Annotated in this window: 14 protein-coding genes and 2 pseudogenes; 12 read left to right on the forward strand and 4 right to left on the reverse strand. The window is 36.4% G+C overall.

Annotation, left to right across the window (positions count from 1 at the left end):
- The 10 genes and pseudogenes from AN959_RS13570 to AN959_RS13615 form a co-directional block, all read left to right on the forward strand.
- Positions 1–333 (forward strand): annotated as a pseudogene (locus AN959_RS13570) (urocanate hydratase); the annotation flags it as partial.
- Positions 334–440: 107 nt separating this feature from the next.
- Complete coding sequence (locus tag AN959_RS13575; RefSeq protein ID WP_056831451.1) at positions 441–1,265, forward strand: basic amino acid ABC transporter substrate-binding protein; 825 nt, start codon at positions 441–443, stop codon at positions 1,263–1,265.
- Positions 1,266–1,336: 71 nt separating this feature from the next.
- A complete protein-coding gene (locus tag AN959_RS13580; protein ID WP_053588686.1) occupies positions 1,337–1,993 on the forward strand; it encodes an amino acid ABC transporter permease in 657 nt (218 codons plus the stop codon).
- Positions 1,990–2,712 (forward strand): amino acid ABC transporter ATP-binding protein, encoded by a 723-nt coding sequence (locus tag AN959_RS13585; protein ID WP_053588687.1) that lies wholly within the window; start codon positions 1,990–1,992, stop codon positions 2,710–2,712. The genes AN959_RS13580 and AN959_RS13585 overlap by 4 nt, the downstream gene beginning before the upstream one ends.
- Before the next feature lie 39 nt (positions 2,713–2,751).
- On the forward strand, positions 2,752–4,101 hold the full coding sequence (locus tag AN959_RS13590; RefSeq protein ID WP_056831453.1) for a YjiH family protein: 1,350 nt from the start codon (positions 2,752–2,754) through the stop codon (positions 4,099–4,101).
- Positions 4,102–4,161: 60 nt separating this feature from the next.
- Entirely contained in the window at positions 4,162–5,403 is a 1,242-nt protein-coding gene (gene hutI, locus AN959_RS13595) for an imidazolonepropionase (RefSeq protein ID WP_056831455.1), read from the forward strand.
- Positions 5,404–5,420: 17 nt separating this feature from the next.
- A complete protein-coding gene (locus AN959_RS13600) occupies positions 5,421–6,581 on the forward strand; it encodes a M20/M25/M40 family metallo-hydrolase (protein WP_056831457.1) in 1,161 nt (386 codons plus the stop codon).
- 39 nt (positions 6,582–6,620) lie between these two features.
- Positions 6,621–8,135: a histidine ammonia-lyase gene (hutH, locus tag AN959_RS13605; RefSeq protein ID WP_056831459.1), complete on the forward strand. Its 1,515-nt coding sequence runs from the start codon at positions 6,621–6,623 to the stop codon at positions 8,133–8,135.
- A 36-nt stretch (positions 8,136–8,171) separates the two neighbouring features.
- Positions 8,172–9,359, forward strand: a complete 1,188-nt coding sequence (locus AN959_RS13610) for an amidohydrolase (RefSeq protein ID WP_056831461.1) — start codon at positions 8,172–8,174, stop codon at positions 9,357–9,359.
- A gap of 72 nt (positions 9,360–9,431) precedes the next feature.
- Positions 9,432–10,604 carry a hypothetical protein gene (locus AN959_RS13615; protein ID WP_056831464.1) on the forward strand — a complete coding sequence of 391 codons (1,173 nt, stop codon included), beginning with the start codon at positions 9,432–9,434 and terminating at the stop codon, positions 10,602–10,604.
- A gap of 166 nt (positions 10,605–10,770) precedes the next feature.
- Here the strand turns inward: AN959_RS13615 and AN959_RS21070 are convergent.
- The 4 genes and pseudogenes from AN959_RS21070 to rnhC form a co-directional block, all read right to left on the reverse strand.
- Positions 10,771–11,129 (reverse strand): annotated as a pseudogene (locus AN959_RS21070) (transposase); the annotation flags it as partial.
- Positions 11,093–11,314: a hypothetical protein gene (locus tag AN959_RS21375; protein WP_056831468.1), complete on the reverse strand. Its 222-nt coding sequence runs from the start codon at positions 11,312–11,314 to the stop codon at positions 11,093–11,095. The pseudogene AN959_RS21070 and the gene AN959_RS21375, both read right to left, overlap by 37 nt.
- 318 nt (positions 11,315–11,632) lie before the next feature.
- Positions 11,633–12,922 carry an RNA polymerase factor sigma-54 gene (rpoN, locus tag AN959_RS13630; RefSeq protein WP_056831470.1) on the reverse strand — a complete coding sequence of 430 codons (1,290 nt, stop codon included), beginning with the start codon at positions 12,920–12,922 and terminating at the stop codon, positions 11,633–11,635.
- Positions 12,923–13,075: 153 nt separating this feature from the next.
- Positions 13,076–14,002, reverse strand: coding sequence for a ribonuclease HIII (rnhC, locus tag AN959_RS13635; protein ID WP_056831472.1), 927 nt, complete (start codon positions 14,000–14,002; stop codon positions 13,076–13,078).
- Positions 14,003–14,080: 78 nt separating this feature from the next.
- Here rnhC and zapA point away from each other — a divergent pair, with 78 nt between their 5' ends.
- On the forward strand, positions 14,081–14,341 hold the full coding sequence (zapA, locus tag AN959_RS13640) for a cell division protein ZapA (protein ID WP_056831474.1): 261 nt from the start codon (positions 14,081–14,083) through the stop codon (positions 14,339–14,341).
- Between the two features lie 4 nt (positions 14,342–14,345).
- Entirely contained in the window at positions 14,346–14,888 is a 543-nt protein-coding gene (locus AN959_RS13645; protein ID WP_053588697.1) for a CvpA family protein, read from the forward strand.
- The last annotated feature ends 58 nt before the right edge of the window (positions 14,889–14,946 follow it).

Here is a 14,946-nt window from a genome sequence, read left to right on the forward strand (position 1 = left end):
TCTGACTGGCCGATGTTGAACGGACTTTTAAACGCAGTAGGCATGTGTGACCTCATCGCGATCCAAGCGAACTATTCGATGGGGGAAGCAGTTCATACAGGCGTGACGATGGTTGCGGACGGAACGGCAGAATCGGACATGAGACTCGAGGTGGCGATGACCGTAGACTCAGGCATAGGGGTTGTTCGTCACGCACAGGCGGGCTATGAAATTGCACAGGACGTAGCGAACGGAAAAGGAAAATTAACAGAGGAGAGCATCAAGATCCCATTATGGTGGAAGCGTGAAGCTACATTTGGACCTAAAGATGTAAAAAAGGAAGTTAAGGCATAAGGAAATGAAAAAAGGTAGTAGATATCTAGACATAGGATATCTACCCTTCTTTTCTTTTAGTTTCATGGATAAATGGCTCTAAAAAAACATAAATAGGGGGCAATGGAATGAAAAAGAATTTATTTCTTACGATAGTCATGATTTTCTCTTTAATCTTAGCGGCATGTGGGTCAGGAGAGGCTGATGCAGATGCAGATAAGAATGGTAGCGGTGGAGATAAGAAAACACTTAAAGTTGCAACAGAGGCTAATTATGCGCCTTTTGTTTATTTGGATAAAGGAGATATGACTGGTTTCGATGTAGACTTTATGAATGCTGTTGCAGCAGAAGCTGGTTATGAGATTGAGCTAGTTAATGTTGGATGGGATCCACTGTTTGTTGAAGTAAAAAGTAAGCTTTCTGATTTAGGGATATGTGCAATTACAATCAATGATGAAAGAAAGCAAACGTACGATTTCTCAGTTCCATATTATCTATCAACTAATAAAATTCTAGTTCCAGAAGGTAGTGATATTAAAACTGCTGCGGACTTAAAGAATGATAAGGTAGTAGCGGTATTAGGTGGAACGACTGGTCAGGAAGCAGTGGAAGGTATTCTTGGTAAAAATAATAGTAATATAAAAAAATTCGATAATAATAACTTAGCTATCATGGAAATGATTAGCGGTGGGGCTGATGCTGTTGTTGCAGATAATGCAGTAGTGGAAGAATATGCAAAAAATAATCCCGACCAAAAGCTTGTAGTAATTACAGATGAACAAGGATTTGAGAGTGAGTTTTATGGAATTATGTTTCCTAAGGGAAGTGAACTGACAGGAGATTTTGATAAAGCGGTGACTACAATTCTTGAAAATGGAACCTATACAAAAATCTATAAAGAATGGTTTGGAACAGAACCGGATGTAGATACAATACTTGCTCAACAGGAATGATATGAAAATGAAATAGCGTAACTTTGAATTTATTAGTTACGCTATTTAGTTTTTACTAGGGGGGGAACCTATTGGATTTTAGACTAGACATTTTAGTGGAATATATCCCTTTCTTTTTAAAGGGAACGTTATTAACAATAGGATTATCACTTATTGGAATACTACTAGGAACAATATTAGGATTACTAATAGGTTTAGGAAAAATGATGCGAAATAAAGTTATTTCTTTTATATGTAGTTGCTATATAGTATTTTTCCGAGGAACACCTTTATTTGTCCAAATCTTATTGATCCACTTTGGGGTAGTTCCTATGATTATTGGTCATACAAATGGAATAATAGCTAGTATTATCGCACTTTCATTAATAGCGGGTGCTTATATATCAGAAATATTCAGAGCTGGGATTCAATCGATTGATAAAGGCCAAATGGAAGCATCACGTTCACTAGGTATGAATCATGTGCAATCAATGAAAGATGTAATTTTGCCACAAGCATTCAAACGAATGATTCCACCACTGGGTAATGAGTTTATCGTCCTAATTAAGGAATCTTCACTTGCAGCGATTGTTGCAACTCCAGAGCTGATGTATTATGGGCGTGCATTAGCAAGTCAATATTACAGAGTATGGGAGCCTTATCTGACTGCTGCCCTTATTTATCTCGTACTAACAACTACTTTAAGCTTCTTGTTAAATCATCTTGAAAGAAGGTTGGCAACAGAATGATACAAGTGAAGAACTTAAAAAAATCATTTGGTAGTAACGAAGTATTAAAAGATATTAATGTTGTCATAAAGCCAAAAGAAGTTGTGGTAGTTATTGGTCCATCAGGGTCCGGAAAATCTACCTTTTTACGATGCTTGAATTTACTGGAATCCATCACGGATGGTCGTGTTGCGATAGAAGGTGTTGATATAACGGATAAGAAGACAGATATTAATAAAGTTAGAACTGATGTAGGTATGGTGTTTCAACAATTTAATTTATTCCCCCATAAAACGGTAATGGAAAATATAATACTTGCCCCTATGAGGGTGAGAAAACTTTCGGAAGAACAAGCAAAGAAAAAAGGCTTAGATTTACTTCGCAAAGTGGGACTTGAAGAGAAGGCAAATGCTTATCCCGATTCCCTATCAGGCGGTCAAAAACAACGAGTAGCTATTGCAAGGGCACTTGCGATGGAGCCGAAAATTATGCTTTTTGATGAACCGACATCTGCATTAGATCCTGAAATGGTTGGGGAAGTTCTGGAAGTAATGAAGCAATTAGCAAAAGAGGGGATGACGATGGTAGTAGTAACTCATGAAATGGGATTTGCTCGAGAAGTAGGTGACCGCGTTATATTTATGGATGGTGGTTTCATAGTGGAAGAAAATATTCCAAAAGAAATTTTTGAAAATCCACAACACGATCGTACAAAATCCTTCTTGAGCAAGGTTCTCTAATAGTTTCCGAGATTAAGAAATCAAAAATGGGGTGAAAAAATGAATAGCCTTCCAGAATCATTAGAAAATCATCAAGTTTCGTTTAATGAGCAACAAAAAATATATTCGTTTCGGAATTTCTTAAAGTTCTTCTTTTTTAGTACGATAGGAATCTTTATGTTTTTTATACCTATCAATATAAATGATAAAAATTCCATTCCTTTAGATCATTTGGTTACATGGATTCGGTCATTTTCTAATACGGCAAATGCCTATTATGCCATGATATTAGTAGTTTTGGGTACAGCTTACCCATTTTACAAAAAGACATGGCGCAAAAGTAAAGTGGAAATGGTGTTATCTAGCTTTAAAGTATTAGGAGCTATTGCTGCTTTTCTTGTATTGTTTGAAATTGGTCCTGCCTGGCTTATGGCAGAAGATATGGGCCCTTACTGGTACTATAGTTTGCTCATTCCTATTGGAGTTCTTGTACCAATTGGTGCCATCTTTTTAGCAATGTTAGTCGGATATGGATTACTTGAGTTTATTGGTATTTTCATGCAGCCGATCATGCGTCCAATATGGAGAACTCCTGGTAGATCTGCTATTGATGCTGTTGCCTCGTTTGTTGGTAGTTACTCAATTGGTTTGTTAATAACGAACAGAATTTACAAGGAAGGTAAATATACAAAAAAAGAAGCTGTTATTATTGCAACTGGTTTTTCAACTGTGTCCGCTACATTTATGATTGTTGTGGCAAACACTTTAGACTTAATGCATATTTGGAATTTATATTTTTGGCTCACATTTTTAGTTACTTTTGTGGTAACAGCAATTACGGTAAGAATTTGGCCAATAAATAAAATGAGCGATGAGTATTACACAGAAGAAGGTTATCCAGAAGAAATTATAAAAGAGAATCGAGTAAAGTATGCATGGGAGCAAGCAATGCTTACTGCTCATAATGCTCCTAAATTAAAGACAAATATTTATGAGAATGTCAAAGATGGATTAGTAATGGCAATGGGTATTTTACCGTCAATTATGTCCATTGGATTATTTGGGCTAATATTGGCCAATCATACACCGGTGTTCGACTTTCTTGGTTATATTTTTTATCCATTAACTTGGATTCTTCAAATTCCAGAACCACTTCTAGCTGCAAAGGCTGCAGCCATTAACCTGATCGATATGTTTTTACCGTCATTGGTTGTATTGGAGGCAAGTTTAGAAACTCGATTTATCATTGGATCTCTTTCCATCTCAACGATTCTTTTCTTCTCTGCTTTGATACCTTGTATTCTATCAACGGAAATACCAATTAAGATGACTCATATATTAGCAATTTGGTTTTGGAGAACAATATTAACGCTAATTATTGTTACACCACTTGTATTTTTATTCCTCTAAAATAGCGAGGTGTGTAGCTGAAATGTGTCTCTTACTACTTATAATGGAGGTATGAAAACAATGAGTGAAAAAATAGAAGTCGACCTTTTAATTAGTAATGCAGCGGAAATCGTAACTTGTTCTGGCGAAGGTATGTCTGGCATTGGAGTTCTAAAGAATACTTCGATTGTAATTAATGATGGAAGAATTATTGGAGTCGGGTTAAAAGATGAACTATGTAAGAAGTTTGATATTGAAAATACACAAATAATCGATGCGACTGGAAAAGTAGTTGCACCTGGATTTGTAGATTGTCATACACATTTAGTATTTAACGGTACACGCGTAGAGGAATATGCAGCAAAACTGACTGGCAACAATCCTGAAAAATTAAAAGAACTTGGCATTACTACAGGCCCTAATCGGACAATAGAATTGACGCGGGATGCTTCCATAGAAGATTTATTTGAACAGTCCAAGAAAAGAATGCTAAGCATGTTAAATTACGGAATTACAACAATAGAGAGTAAAAGTGGATATGGTTTGACTACCGAAAGTGAAATTAAAATACTTGAGGTGGGAAGAAGGCTTGATAGGGAAACTCCTGTAGACGTATTAAATACTTTTCTGGGAGCTCATGGTTTTCCGAAAGGTATGGAAAAGAGTGATTATCTTTCTATTATTATAGATGAAATGATTCCTGAAGTAGGTAAGCGCAATCTTGCAGAATTCTGTGATGCCTGGTGTGATGAAGGTTACTATACGGCGGAGGAATCAAAGCAAATATTGGAAGCTGCTTTGCAATATGGAATGAAACCGAAGTTACACGCAGATGCATATTCCTATATTGGAGGATCAGATTTAGCGGTGGAGATGAACATGGTTTCCGTAGATCATCTTAATTATACACCTGTTGAAGTAATGGAAAGGCTTGCACATTCCAAAGTCACTGGAGTATTAATGCCTGCATTGGATTTTGCTGTTGGACACAAACAACCATTTGATGCGAGAAAAATGCTCGACTTAGGGATGGAAATAGCTCTTGCAACTGATTTATGCCCTGCATGTTATACAGAGTCCATGCAATTTGTTATTAACCTTGCATGTAGACTGTATAAATTCACAGTTGAAGAAGCAATAAAAGCGGCTACATATGGAGGTGCACGAGCACTAAATTTAAATGATCGTGGTGTTATTGAAGTAGGTAAACTAGCAGACTTGCAGATTTGGGATATTCCTACGTATAAACATATAGCATACGAGCTTGGAACGAACATAGTTGAAACAGTTATTAAAGACGGCAAAGTAGTAGTCAGTCGATAAAATAGGAGGAGTTATGGATGACAAAAAAACAATTCACTTCAGCTGCAGAAGAAGTAAAAGAAGAGCGCTTGCTCCAGTTGTTTTTGGAACTTGCAAAAATTAATGGTCCAAGTACTAAAGAACAACTTGTAGCGGAATATTTGATGAAAGTATTACCGGAGCTTGGATTTACAATTGAATTTGATGAAGCACATAAAAATTTTAATGGTGAAGTTGGTAATTTAATTGCTTGGCATGAGGGAACTGATGCAACTATTCCTCCACTATTTTTCTCTACTCATATGGATACAGTGCTTCCAACTGAGGGACTTAAACCAGTTATAAAAGATGGAATTATCTATTCTGATGGCACAACTATATTGGGTGCAGATGATCGAGCTGCAGTAGCTGCATATTTAGAAGGAATACGAGCGGTTATTGAAAGTGGGATACAACATGGACCAATTGAATTTGTTTTAACTGTTAATGAGCAACCAGGACTTGTGGGAGCAAAATATATGGACTATTCAAAGATTAAGAGTAAAGCAGGTTACATTTTTGATAGTAGTGGCGATGTCGGTCAAATAATTTTAAAAGGACCATACAGTAGTCGCATCTGGATGGAAGTGGAAGGTAGTGCGGCACATATTGCACTAAACGCTGAGGAAGGAAATAGTGCATTTCTAATAGCTGCAAATGGTCTATTGAATATGAAGTTAGGCACCATTGATGAAGAAACACTAGCTAATATAGGTATTATAAATGGAGGAGAATTAACATCCATTATTCCTGGTTCTGTGACGGTGGCAGGAGAAGTACGAAGCTTTTCTAAAGATAAATTAGAACGCCAGTTAAAGCATATGGAGGATGCGATGCAAGAGGCAGCTAGAAAAAGTGATGGTAAAGTAAATGTTCGTATTGAAAAGAAATATAGCGGATTTGATATTCCTAAGGATCATATTCTAACCTCCACGGTTGAAAAATCAGCGAGAAACATACATGTAAAACCATATTTAACCGAAACATTAGGAGGTGCAGATACTAATGTACTTAACGAGAATGGTTTGACTTGTATTACTTTAGGTAATGGGTTTCAAAACATCCACTCCTTTAGAGAATGTATTAGTATAGAAAACTTAATAAATACAGGTAGACTAACAGCTGAATTAATAGAACAATGGTATGAGAATCATAAATAATTATTCTATTTAGTAGTAGACATAGGGAGTGAACGGACAATGAGAAATGAAGAAGTAGTTGAATTAGATGGACGTACGTTAGATAGACATAAAATTGAGCGTGTGGTTTATGGGGATGTAAAGGCGATTGTACCAGAGGCTGATTTAATAAGGGTACGTGCTAGTCGGGAAAGAATCGAAAAACAGCTTAGAGATGGAAAAGTGATCTATGGAGTCAATACTGGATTTGGTAAATTAAGTGATATCGAAATAGAAAAAGAAGATATCGCGAAATTACAATTAAATTTACTACGTGCAGACGCAGTTGGGGTAGGAGACCCACTACCAACACCCGTTGTACGGGCGATGATGGTTCTTCGTGCAAATGCACTAGCAAAAGGTTTTTCAGGGATTAAAGAAGACACACTTCTATTATTAGTAAATATGATTAATAAAGGTGTTCATCCTATTGTCCCTAGTAAAGGGTCAGTTGGAGCAAGTGGCGATTTGGCACCGTTAGCTCATGTAGCAATAGTGTTAATAGGTGAGGGGAAAGCCGAATATGAAGGTGAGATTCTTTCGGGTGCTGAAGCTCTCAAGCGAGCTGGTTTAACACCTGTTTCCTTAGAAGCAAAAGAAGGACTTGCATTAATCAATGGGACACAGGCGATGACTGGAGTTGGAGTTGTTACACTTAATGAAGCAGAACGTGTAGGCTTAGCCGCGGATATGGCTGCATGCTTAACGATGGAAGCACTACAAGGAATTATTTCTGCTTTTGATAGTGAATTATTAGCTGTACGCCCACATCCGGAATTGGAATTTGTCGCTTCTCGAATGAGAAATTGGTTGGAAGGAAGTAAACGAATTACGCATCAAGGGGAAATAAGAATGCAAGATGCATACTCCATTCGATGCATTCCTCAAGTTCATGGTGCATCCTGGCAAGCATTTAATTATGTAGAAGAAAGACTGAAAATTGAAATTAATTCTGCAACGGATAACCCTATTATATTAGAAAATGGTGAAATAATTTCTGGTGGACATTTTCATGGTCAACCAATTGCATTGGCTATGGATTTTTTGAAAGTTGGGGCTGCAGAGTGGGCGAATATTTCAGAAAGAAGAACAGAACGTCTAGTTAATCCCCAATTAAGTGGGTTATCTCCATTTTTAGCTATGGATCCAGGTTTAGAATGTGGATTAATGGTTCCGCAATATGCTGCGGCTGCTCTAGTTTCGGAAAACAAAGTCCTTGCTCATCCAGCGAGTGTTGATTCCATTCCGACGTCAGCAAACCAGGAAGATCATGTGAGTATGGGGACTATTGGGTCACGCCAAGCACGTGAAATAGTTCATAACAGCGCGAGAGTCATTGCTATTGAGTTAATATGTGCATCTCAAGCGATTTACTTAGAGAAAGCGGAAAACCAACTTGCACCAGCGACAAGGGATTACTTAGAAAAAGTGCGAGCGATATGCCCGCCATTAGATAGTGATCGAGCAATCTCTGACCAAATGGAAGCATTAGCCCAGTATATTTTGCGAGAAGACGTATTAAAATTCGGCAAGTAATATTAATAAAGCTATTTCTAAAATGGGGGGAAGGAAATGACGGAATTTCGATTAAAAAGTAACATGGATAGCCTCATTACAAATGTATTTGAGGACGTAATTAAATGGAGAAGATATTTTCATCAAAACCCTGAATTATCGTATGAAGAGATTAAAACATCTCAATATGTTTTTGAAACACTCACATCATTTGGAAATATAGAAGTTACACGTCCAACAAAAACAAGTGTAGTGGGACGTCTGAAAGGTAGCGAGCCCGGTGAAGTTCTAGCGATGCGAGCTGATATGGATGCTTTGCCCATAACGGAAGAAACTGGGTTGCCATTTGCTTCAAGTAATTCGGGCATCATGCACGCTTGTGGGCATGACGGACATACTGCTATGCTCCTTGGTGCTGCTAAAATTCTTGTGCAACTAAAGGATGAAATAAAAGGTGAGATAAGATTTATTTTCCAACACGCTGAAGAACTCTTTCCTGGTGGTGCGCAAGAAATGGTGAAAGCTGGAGTGCTGGATGGTGTCGACAAAATAATTGGATTACATGTTTTTTCCAATATTCCAACTGGAAAAGTTATTATGCCATATGGAACTTTCTCAGCAAATTCAGATGTGTTTGACATTAAAATTATTGGTAAGGGGGGACATTCCTCTCAGCCTGAAGAAACAATTGATCCCATATCAATAGGAGCGCAAGTAGTAAATAACATGCAGCATATAATTGCACGCAATGTAGCTCCATTAGAGCAAGCGGTAGTTTCCGTTACGGAGTTTAATGGTGGAACCGCAAAAAATATCATACCTGATTCCATTAAAATCGGTGGTGGAGTAAGAAGTTTTGATCAAGAAGTTCGAGAAAAAATTGTACATCGTATGGAAGAAATAGTGAAAGGAGTTACAGAGGCTCACAAAGCATCCTACGAGTTTGATTATATATATGGTTATGGTTCTGTAATGAACAATCACAAGTTAACGGAGGAAATGGAAGAACTTATTAAGGAAGAATTTAGTGATGAAACAATTATGATTGTTCCACCAATGATGGGTGGGGAAGACTTCTCAGCTTTTTCAGACAAAGTTCCTGGTTGTTTTATAGGTGTTGGAGCAGCATTTGCTGATGATGGGCGTAATTTTCCCCATCATCATCCTCGATTCGATATTGATGAAAAATCATTGGAGATGGGCCTTAAGCTATTGATTAAGGCACCGTTTAAATTATTGAATTAACGAGTACATCATCTTAGAAAAACTCTATAAATAATTTTCCATAAAATAATGATAGAGAAGAGGAAAAGATGTATGTTTCAAGACCCTGTTGTAGCAGCAATGGTGATTTTAGGATTAATCGCTGTTGGAGAGGTAATATCTATTTTAACAAAAGCAAGAATTCCAATGCTGTTCATAGCGTTGATGGGTTATCTTGTACTAATTTGGACAGGAATATTACCAAAGAGTATGATTGTTGATTCTGGTTTCGTAACTGTAGGTACTGTTTTAGGTACTGCTCCGATTATTGTTCATATGGGGACATTAATTCCATTAAAAAGCATTAAGTCCCAATGGAGAGCGGTTGCAATAGCAGTGTTAGGTATAATCTTTGCTTCTGTGCTAATCTTAACGATTGTTACTTTCATTTTTGATTATTCTGTAGCAGTTGCTGGTGTTGGTCCTCTAACTGGAGGTATTATCGCCCTTCTTGTTACGTCAGAAGGACTAGCGGAGTTAGGCTTAGTTTCATTGGTGACAATTCCTGTATTAATTATGGCGATACAATCCTTATTTGGAATACCTATCGCGACAAATATTCTCCGTAAATATGCACTGAAAATTCGTTCTGAAATGGACAATGGAACCTACGTCTCAGAGTACAAGGCAAGCGATAATAATGAAAAGGAAAATGACAAGTTTTTTCTTCCGGATAAATTTAGAAGTAATTTAATTTTACTCTTCTTATTATTTGTCGGTGGAGCTCTTGCAGTTGTTCTAGGGAAATACACACCTATTCCATATAGTTTATGGGCTCTAGTTATCGGTGTCTTAGGTAGGTTAATTGGATTCTATCCAGAGAGAGTAATGGAGCGTGCGAATGCATTTACTGTCGGTATGGCAGGAATTATATTTTTAATTATTATCATGATGAATGATATTACATTTGGCCAATTTATTGGCTACCTCCCAGAAGTACTATCCATTATGGTTGTTGGGATTATAGGAATTATTGTCGGTGGGTACATCGGATCAAAAATATTTAAGTGGGACCCACTTAAAGGGATTCCAGTGGCCCTTACTGCTACGTTCGGCTTCCCTGGAGATTATATTGTGTGTGAAGAAGTTAGCAGAAGTGTAGGAAGAGATAAAGAAGAAGAAGAAAAGATTTTTAATGAGATATTAACCCCCATGCTCGTAGGTGGTTTTACAACTGTAACTGTGGGGTCGGTTATTATTGCAAGTATATTAATAAAAACACTATAAAGAGAAATAGAAAAAGAGATTATGTAATATCATAATCTCTCAGACTGTAGACAAAGTATCTCGAGAGTTCGTCTCTCGGGGTACTTTGTCAATTTTGAAGGTATTTGATTTCAAATTTCCCCTGAGTTTTTTATGGGTCGTCTCTACGAGACGTTTTCAACTCGCATTAGGCAGCTTGCCATGTCCAAGTGGCTAGCTTTTTCAAGTTCATCGCAGCAAAAGTAAGCATCGCTTGCATAGACAATTTTTTAAGGCCCCGTGAGGTTGTCCAACGCATACCATGCTTTTCTTTCGCATCAGCAAAGACACGTTCAATTGTTTCTTTGCGTTTAGCATAGCTTCCTCCACATACTCTTACCAAATGTGTCGTTGAATCAGCTTCGTATGATTTTTACTTTCTGTACACTGTGTTAAGAAAGGACAATTTACACAAACTGTTGGTTTGGATTTGTATTGGCGATACCCTTCTTTTGTTGTCGTTGTGTAGGCTAGTGGCTAATAATTTGGACAGATATAGGCATTGTGTTTGGCGCATCGAACGGATGCCAAAGGTATATTGTAGCAGAGTAAAGATGTTCTACTAATGGATAAATGAAATGGAAATCAATCGCGGCATCTAATTTACGGACAAAATGGTCCTTTGGTACAAGCTGCTCAATCGTTAGCATTTCAAGTTGTTCATATTCATTGATCTGGTTTTTAGTCATCATGATATTCAACACCTCAACGTCTTAGAAAATTTAGAAACTCAACACTTTTTAAATTAGCCAACACTAGTCGATGGGAGTGGAAGGCGCGAAGACTCCTACGGGAACAGCACGAGCCGAAGCACCCGGACTGAGCGTAGCGAGGGAGAAGGCTGAGGCCGTGCCAGTGGAAAGCGTAGCGCCTGAAAAGGAAATCGACGATTTCTTACTATGTATTGTAAATAAAAAAAGACTATAGACAATTTCAAATTTCTTTGAGTTTGTCTACAGTCTGGGAGATTATGTAATATCATAATCTCTTTTTCTATTGTTCAGAAACTATTAAATTTCTTTTCTTAAACTAGAAGAAGGAATATTCAACTCTTCCCGATATTTAGTTATTGTACGTCTAGAGATTGTAATTCCTTTTTCGGTTATAAAATAATCGGCTATTTTTTGATCGGATAATGGCTTACATTTATTTTCTTTCTTAATAATGTTTTCTAAGAGTTGTTTAACTTCCGTTTGAGAGATAGAATTCCCATCCACTGTCTCAAGCTTGGAGGTAAATAACATGCGTATATCGAACGTACCATGAGGAGTTTGAATAATTTTATTCATAGTAGCTCTACTAACAGTAGACTCATGCATGTCAATTTCCGTTGCGACATCTTTTAATGTTAATGGCTTTAATGATGAAAAGCCTTCTTTAAAAAAACTAGCTTGTTTTTCCAATAACACTTTCATTATTTTCAAAATGGTTACGCGGCGTTGCTCTATACTGTTTATCAGCCACTTGTATTTGGAAAATTGATTGGAAATATAGTGTGATGTTTCATCTTTAACGTTTAATAAACTGGAATAGTCTTTATTTAGACTAATTTTTGGTAAATAGCTTTCATTTAAATAATGAATTAATTTTCCTTCTTTCAATTCAACTACAATGTCTGGTACTACATATTCCACTTTAAAATCAGCCAAGTGTATACAAGGCTTTGGGTTAAGGGTTTGTATAAACTCATAAATTTCTTTTACTTTTTCTAATGATATTTTCATCACACGTACAATATCGTTCCACTTTCTATTCGCTATTAGGTCAAGGTGATTGTCAATTATCGCTTTAGCCAGCAATTGATCTGGATAGTTGTATGTTAATTGTAATTGTAAGCACTCTACTAAACTTCTTGCGCCAATACCGATTGGTCCAATCTCTTGGAGAAGATGGATGCCTCTTTTAACTGTATTTTCATCATATATTGCACTATCATCTAAACGTAAGTACCCGCTATCATCTAAATTTTGAACTAGATATAAAAGTAATTGTTGATCTTTTTCTTTGAAATGAAGCCTAACTTGTTCACATAGCTTCTGCCTCATACTGATTTCATCGTTTTTTATAAAATCAAGCATATCTGATGTAGGAGAGGAAGAAAGCGATTTTCTATTCGTTTGCTCGGTATATACTATATCCTTTGTCTGTTCCTTTAATTCTATCAATGGATTTTCAATCTCTTGTTCTTTTATGTATTGATATAAATCGTAAGTGGAGAATTGTAATAGTTCGATGGCTTGTCTTAACTGAAATGTCATAACTAAGCCGAGTTCCTGTCTTTGGTTAAGAATCAAATCCATTAACTAACCTCCTTCAGTAATTACGAAAGCGTTTTCATTATTATACAATATATTCTCAGAATTTTCGACAAAAATAATGAATATTAAGAATGTTCTAACACGGGTGTAGAAAGAAAAGAGCAAAAACAATGGAATGCGTTTGCTCTAGTATGCTTAAAATTCTCTTTTGTTAACAAGCATCATTGCTTTTTGCGTGTTTGCAAAATGCCATTTTGTAATAGATTTTAGAAATGCTTCTCCATTTTTTATATAAATTTTTGCTGCTATTTCATCCACTTTTGCGCTAGCACCTTTAGGGATAGTTGTTCCGGCTATTTCGGTAAGACGATCCATCTCCTTCAAAAAAGCATATCTTGCTATAATGGAAGCTGCTGCAACAGAAACATGAAGTTGTTCAGCTTTTGTAGCGAAGAGTACATTTTCACGTATAATTTCTTTTTCCATCTTAATATGATTATAGTAGATTCCACGTTCAGCAAATTGATCGATTAATATAAAAGATGGCTTTTCAGGATTTATTTTGTTTATTACATGCTTGAGTGCTTGGTTATGCATGAGTGCTTTTATTTTCCCTTGGGACCAACCTCGGCTCTGTATATCATTATATTTTTCATTTTTTAATACTAGAACACTGTGTGATAATGAAGCCATTAAATCAGGTGCCATTTTACGCATCACATCATCGGTAAGCATTTTTGAATCTTTGACTCCTAGCTCGTTAACTAACTCTATTTGGTCTTCGCGTACAAAACATGCAGCAACTGTTATAGGACCAAAATAATCACCCGTTCCAGTTTCATCTGATCCAATGACAGATAGAGAAGAGAAATTAGGTGGTAATGTATCGCCTTTAGTAGAAACGGTAACTTTTTCAGGAGACATCTCCCATAAAGAAGCTTCCCGAGATGCTCCGTTTCCTTGAAACATGACTTTGCCAGATTTATAGACTGTTATAGCTGTATCGGTTAGCTTTGCCGCAAAAACGACACCTGGAGCAGATCTTTCAATTTTATAATTCATATAATGAAGTTTCACTTTTTTAATCTCATCGGGTGATAACACTAGCACTACATTGGACATTCGATTGTTCCTTTCTTCACATCAGAATCTATTTCGTGTTATTATAATTAATAGGATTTTCTGGGGGAGGGTATGTCTTTGTCAGAACAACAAAAAACAAGAATTTCTGTTGATATATATGGACAGAATTATACAATGGTAGGTCCAGAAACTTCTGGACATATGCGTCTTGTAGCCTCCATGGTAGATGATAAAATGAGAGAAATTCATTCTCATAATAGTCAACTAGATATTGCTAAACTTGGGGTGTTAACAGCCGTTAATGCAGTAAACGATTACATAAAAGTAAAAGAACAATTAGAGCTTCTGGAAGAAGAAGTGAAAAAGTTAAAGGACTGAAAAAATGTTAGATATTCTGATTTTAATATTACTAGTAGCTGGTTTAATTACTGGCGCAAAACGAGGGTTAATTGTTCAGCTTATTCATATGACTGGATTTATCATCGCTTTAATCGTTGCCTATACTTATTATAAACCACTTGCGGATAAATTTGTTTTATGGATTCCGTTTCCAGCAGTAACTGCGGGATCTAAGCTTACAATTGCTGTAGAAAGTTTAGATTTGGATCAAACATTTTATCGTATTATTGCATTTGCACTTATTTTTGTTGTTGTAAAGTTTGCATTACAGTTATTAGCTTCGATGTTTGATTTTTTAAAGTATTTGCCTATACTTGGTTTTATAAGCAATATTGTGGGTGCAGTTTTAGGATTTATAGAGTTTTATTTTATATTATTTGTTTTACTTTATGTTTTTGCGTTACTACCGATAGATTTTATTCAAAATTTAATTTCCAAGTCTATTTTGACATCTTGGATGTTGGATCATACTCCTTTACTATCGGAAACAGTAAAAAAATGGTGGTATATTTATATCGAAAAATAACTTCTCTCAGTAGAGGGAAGTTTTTTTTGAATATCTAAACTTAGCACATAGCAACTTA

The sequence above is a fragment of the Psychrobacillus sp. FJAT-21963 genome, assembly GCF_001420585.1.
GTDB lineage: Bacteria > Bacillota > Bacilli > Bacillales_A > Planococcaceae > Psychrobacillus.

What these genes read in the sequence shown, in the direction of transcription:
- AN959_RS13610 (WP_056831461.1), top strand. Translation starts at nt 8,172, where the DNA reads ATGACGGAATTTCGATTAAAAAGTAACATGGATAGCCTCATTACAAAT.
- AN959_RS13590 (WP_056831453.1), top strand. Translation starts at nt 2,752, where the DNA reads ATGAATAGCCTTCCAGAATCATTAGAAAATCATCAAGTTTCGTTTAAT.
- rnhC (WP_056831472.1), bottom strand. Translation starts at nt 14,002, where the DNA reads ATGTCCAATGTAGTGCTAGTGTTATCACCCGATGAGATTAAAAAAGTG.
- AN959_RS13575 (WP_056831451.1), top strand. Translation starts at nt 441, where the DNA reads ATGAAAAAGAATTTATTTCTTACGATAGTCATGATTTTCTCTTTAATC.
- hutH (WP_056831459.1), top strand. Translation starts at nt 6,621, where the DNA reads ATGAGAAATGAAGAAGTAGTTGAATTAGATGGACGTACGTTAGATAGA.
- rpoN (WP_056831470.1), bottom strand. Translation starts at nt 12,922, where the DNA reads ATGGATTTGATTCTTAACCAAAGACAGGAACTCGGCTTAGTTATGACA.
- AN959_RS13615 (WP_056831464.1), top strand. Translation starts at nt 9,432, where the DNA reads ATGTTTCAAGACCCTGTTGTAGCAGCAATGGTGATTTTAGGATTAATC.
- AN959_RS21375 (WP_056831468.1), bottom strand. Translation starts at nt 11,314, where the DNA reads ATGATGACTAAAAACCAGATCAATGAATATGAACAACTTGAAATGCTA.
- hutI (WP_056831455.1), top strand. Translation starts at nt 4,162, where the DNA reads ATGAGTGAAAAAATAGAAGTCGACCTTTTAATTAGTAATGCAGCGGAA.
- AN959_RS13585 (WP_053588687.1), top strand. Translation starts at nt 1,990, where the DNA reads ATGATACAAGTGAAGAACTTAAAAAAATCATTTGGTAGTAACGAAGTA.
- AN959_RS13645 (WP_053588697.1), top strand. Translation starts at nt 14,346, where the DNA reads ATGTTAGATATTCTGATTTTAATATTACTAGTAGCTGGTTTAATTACT.
- AN959_RS13600 (WP_056831457.1), top strand. Translation starts at nt 5,421, where the DNA reads ATGACAAAAAAACAATTCACTTCAGCTGCAGAAGAAGTAAAAGAAGAG.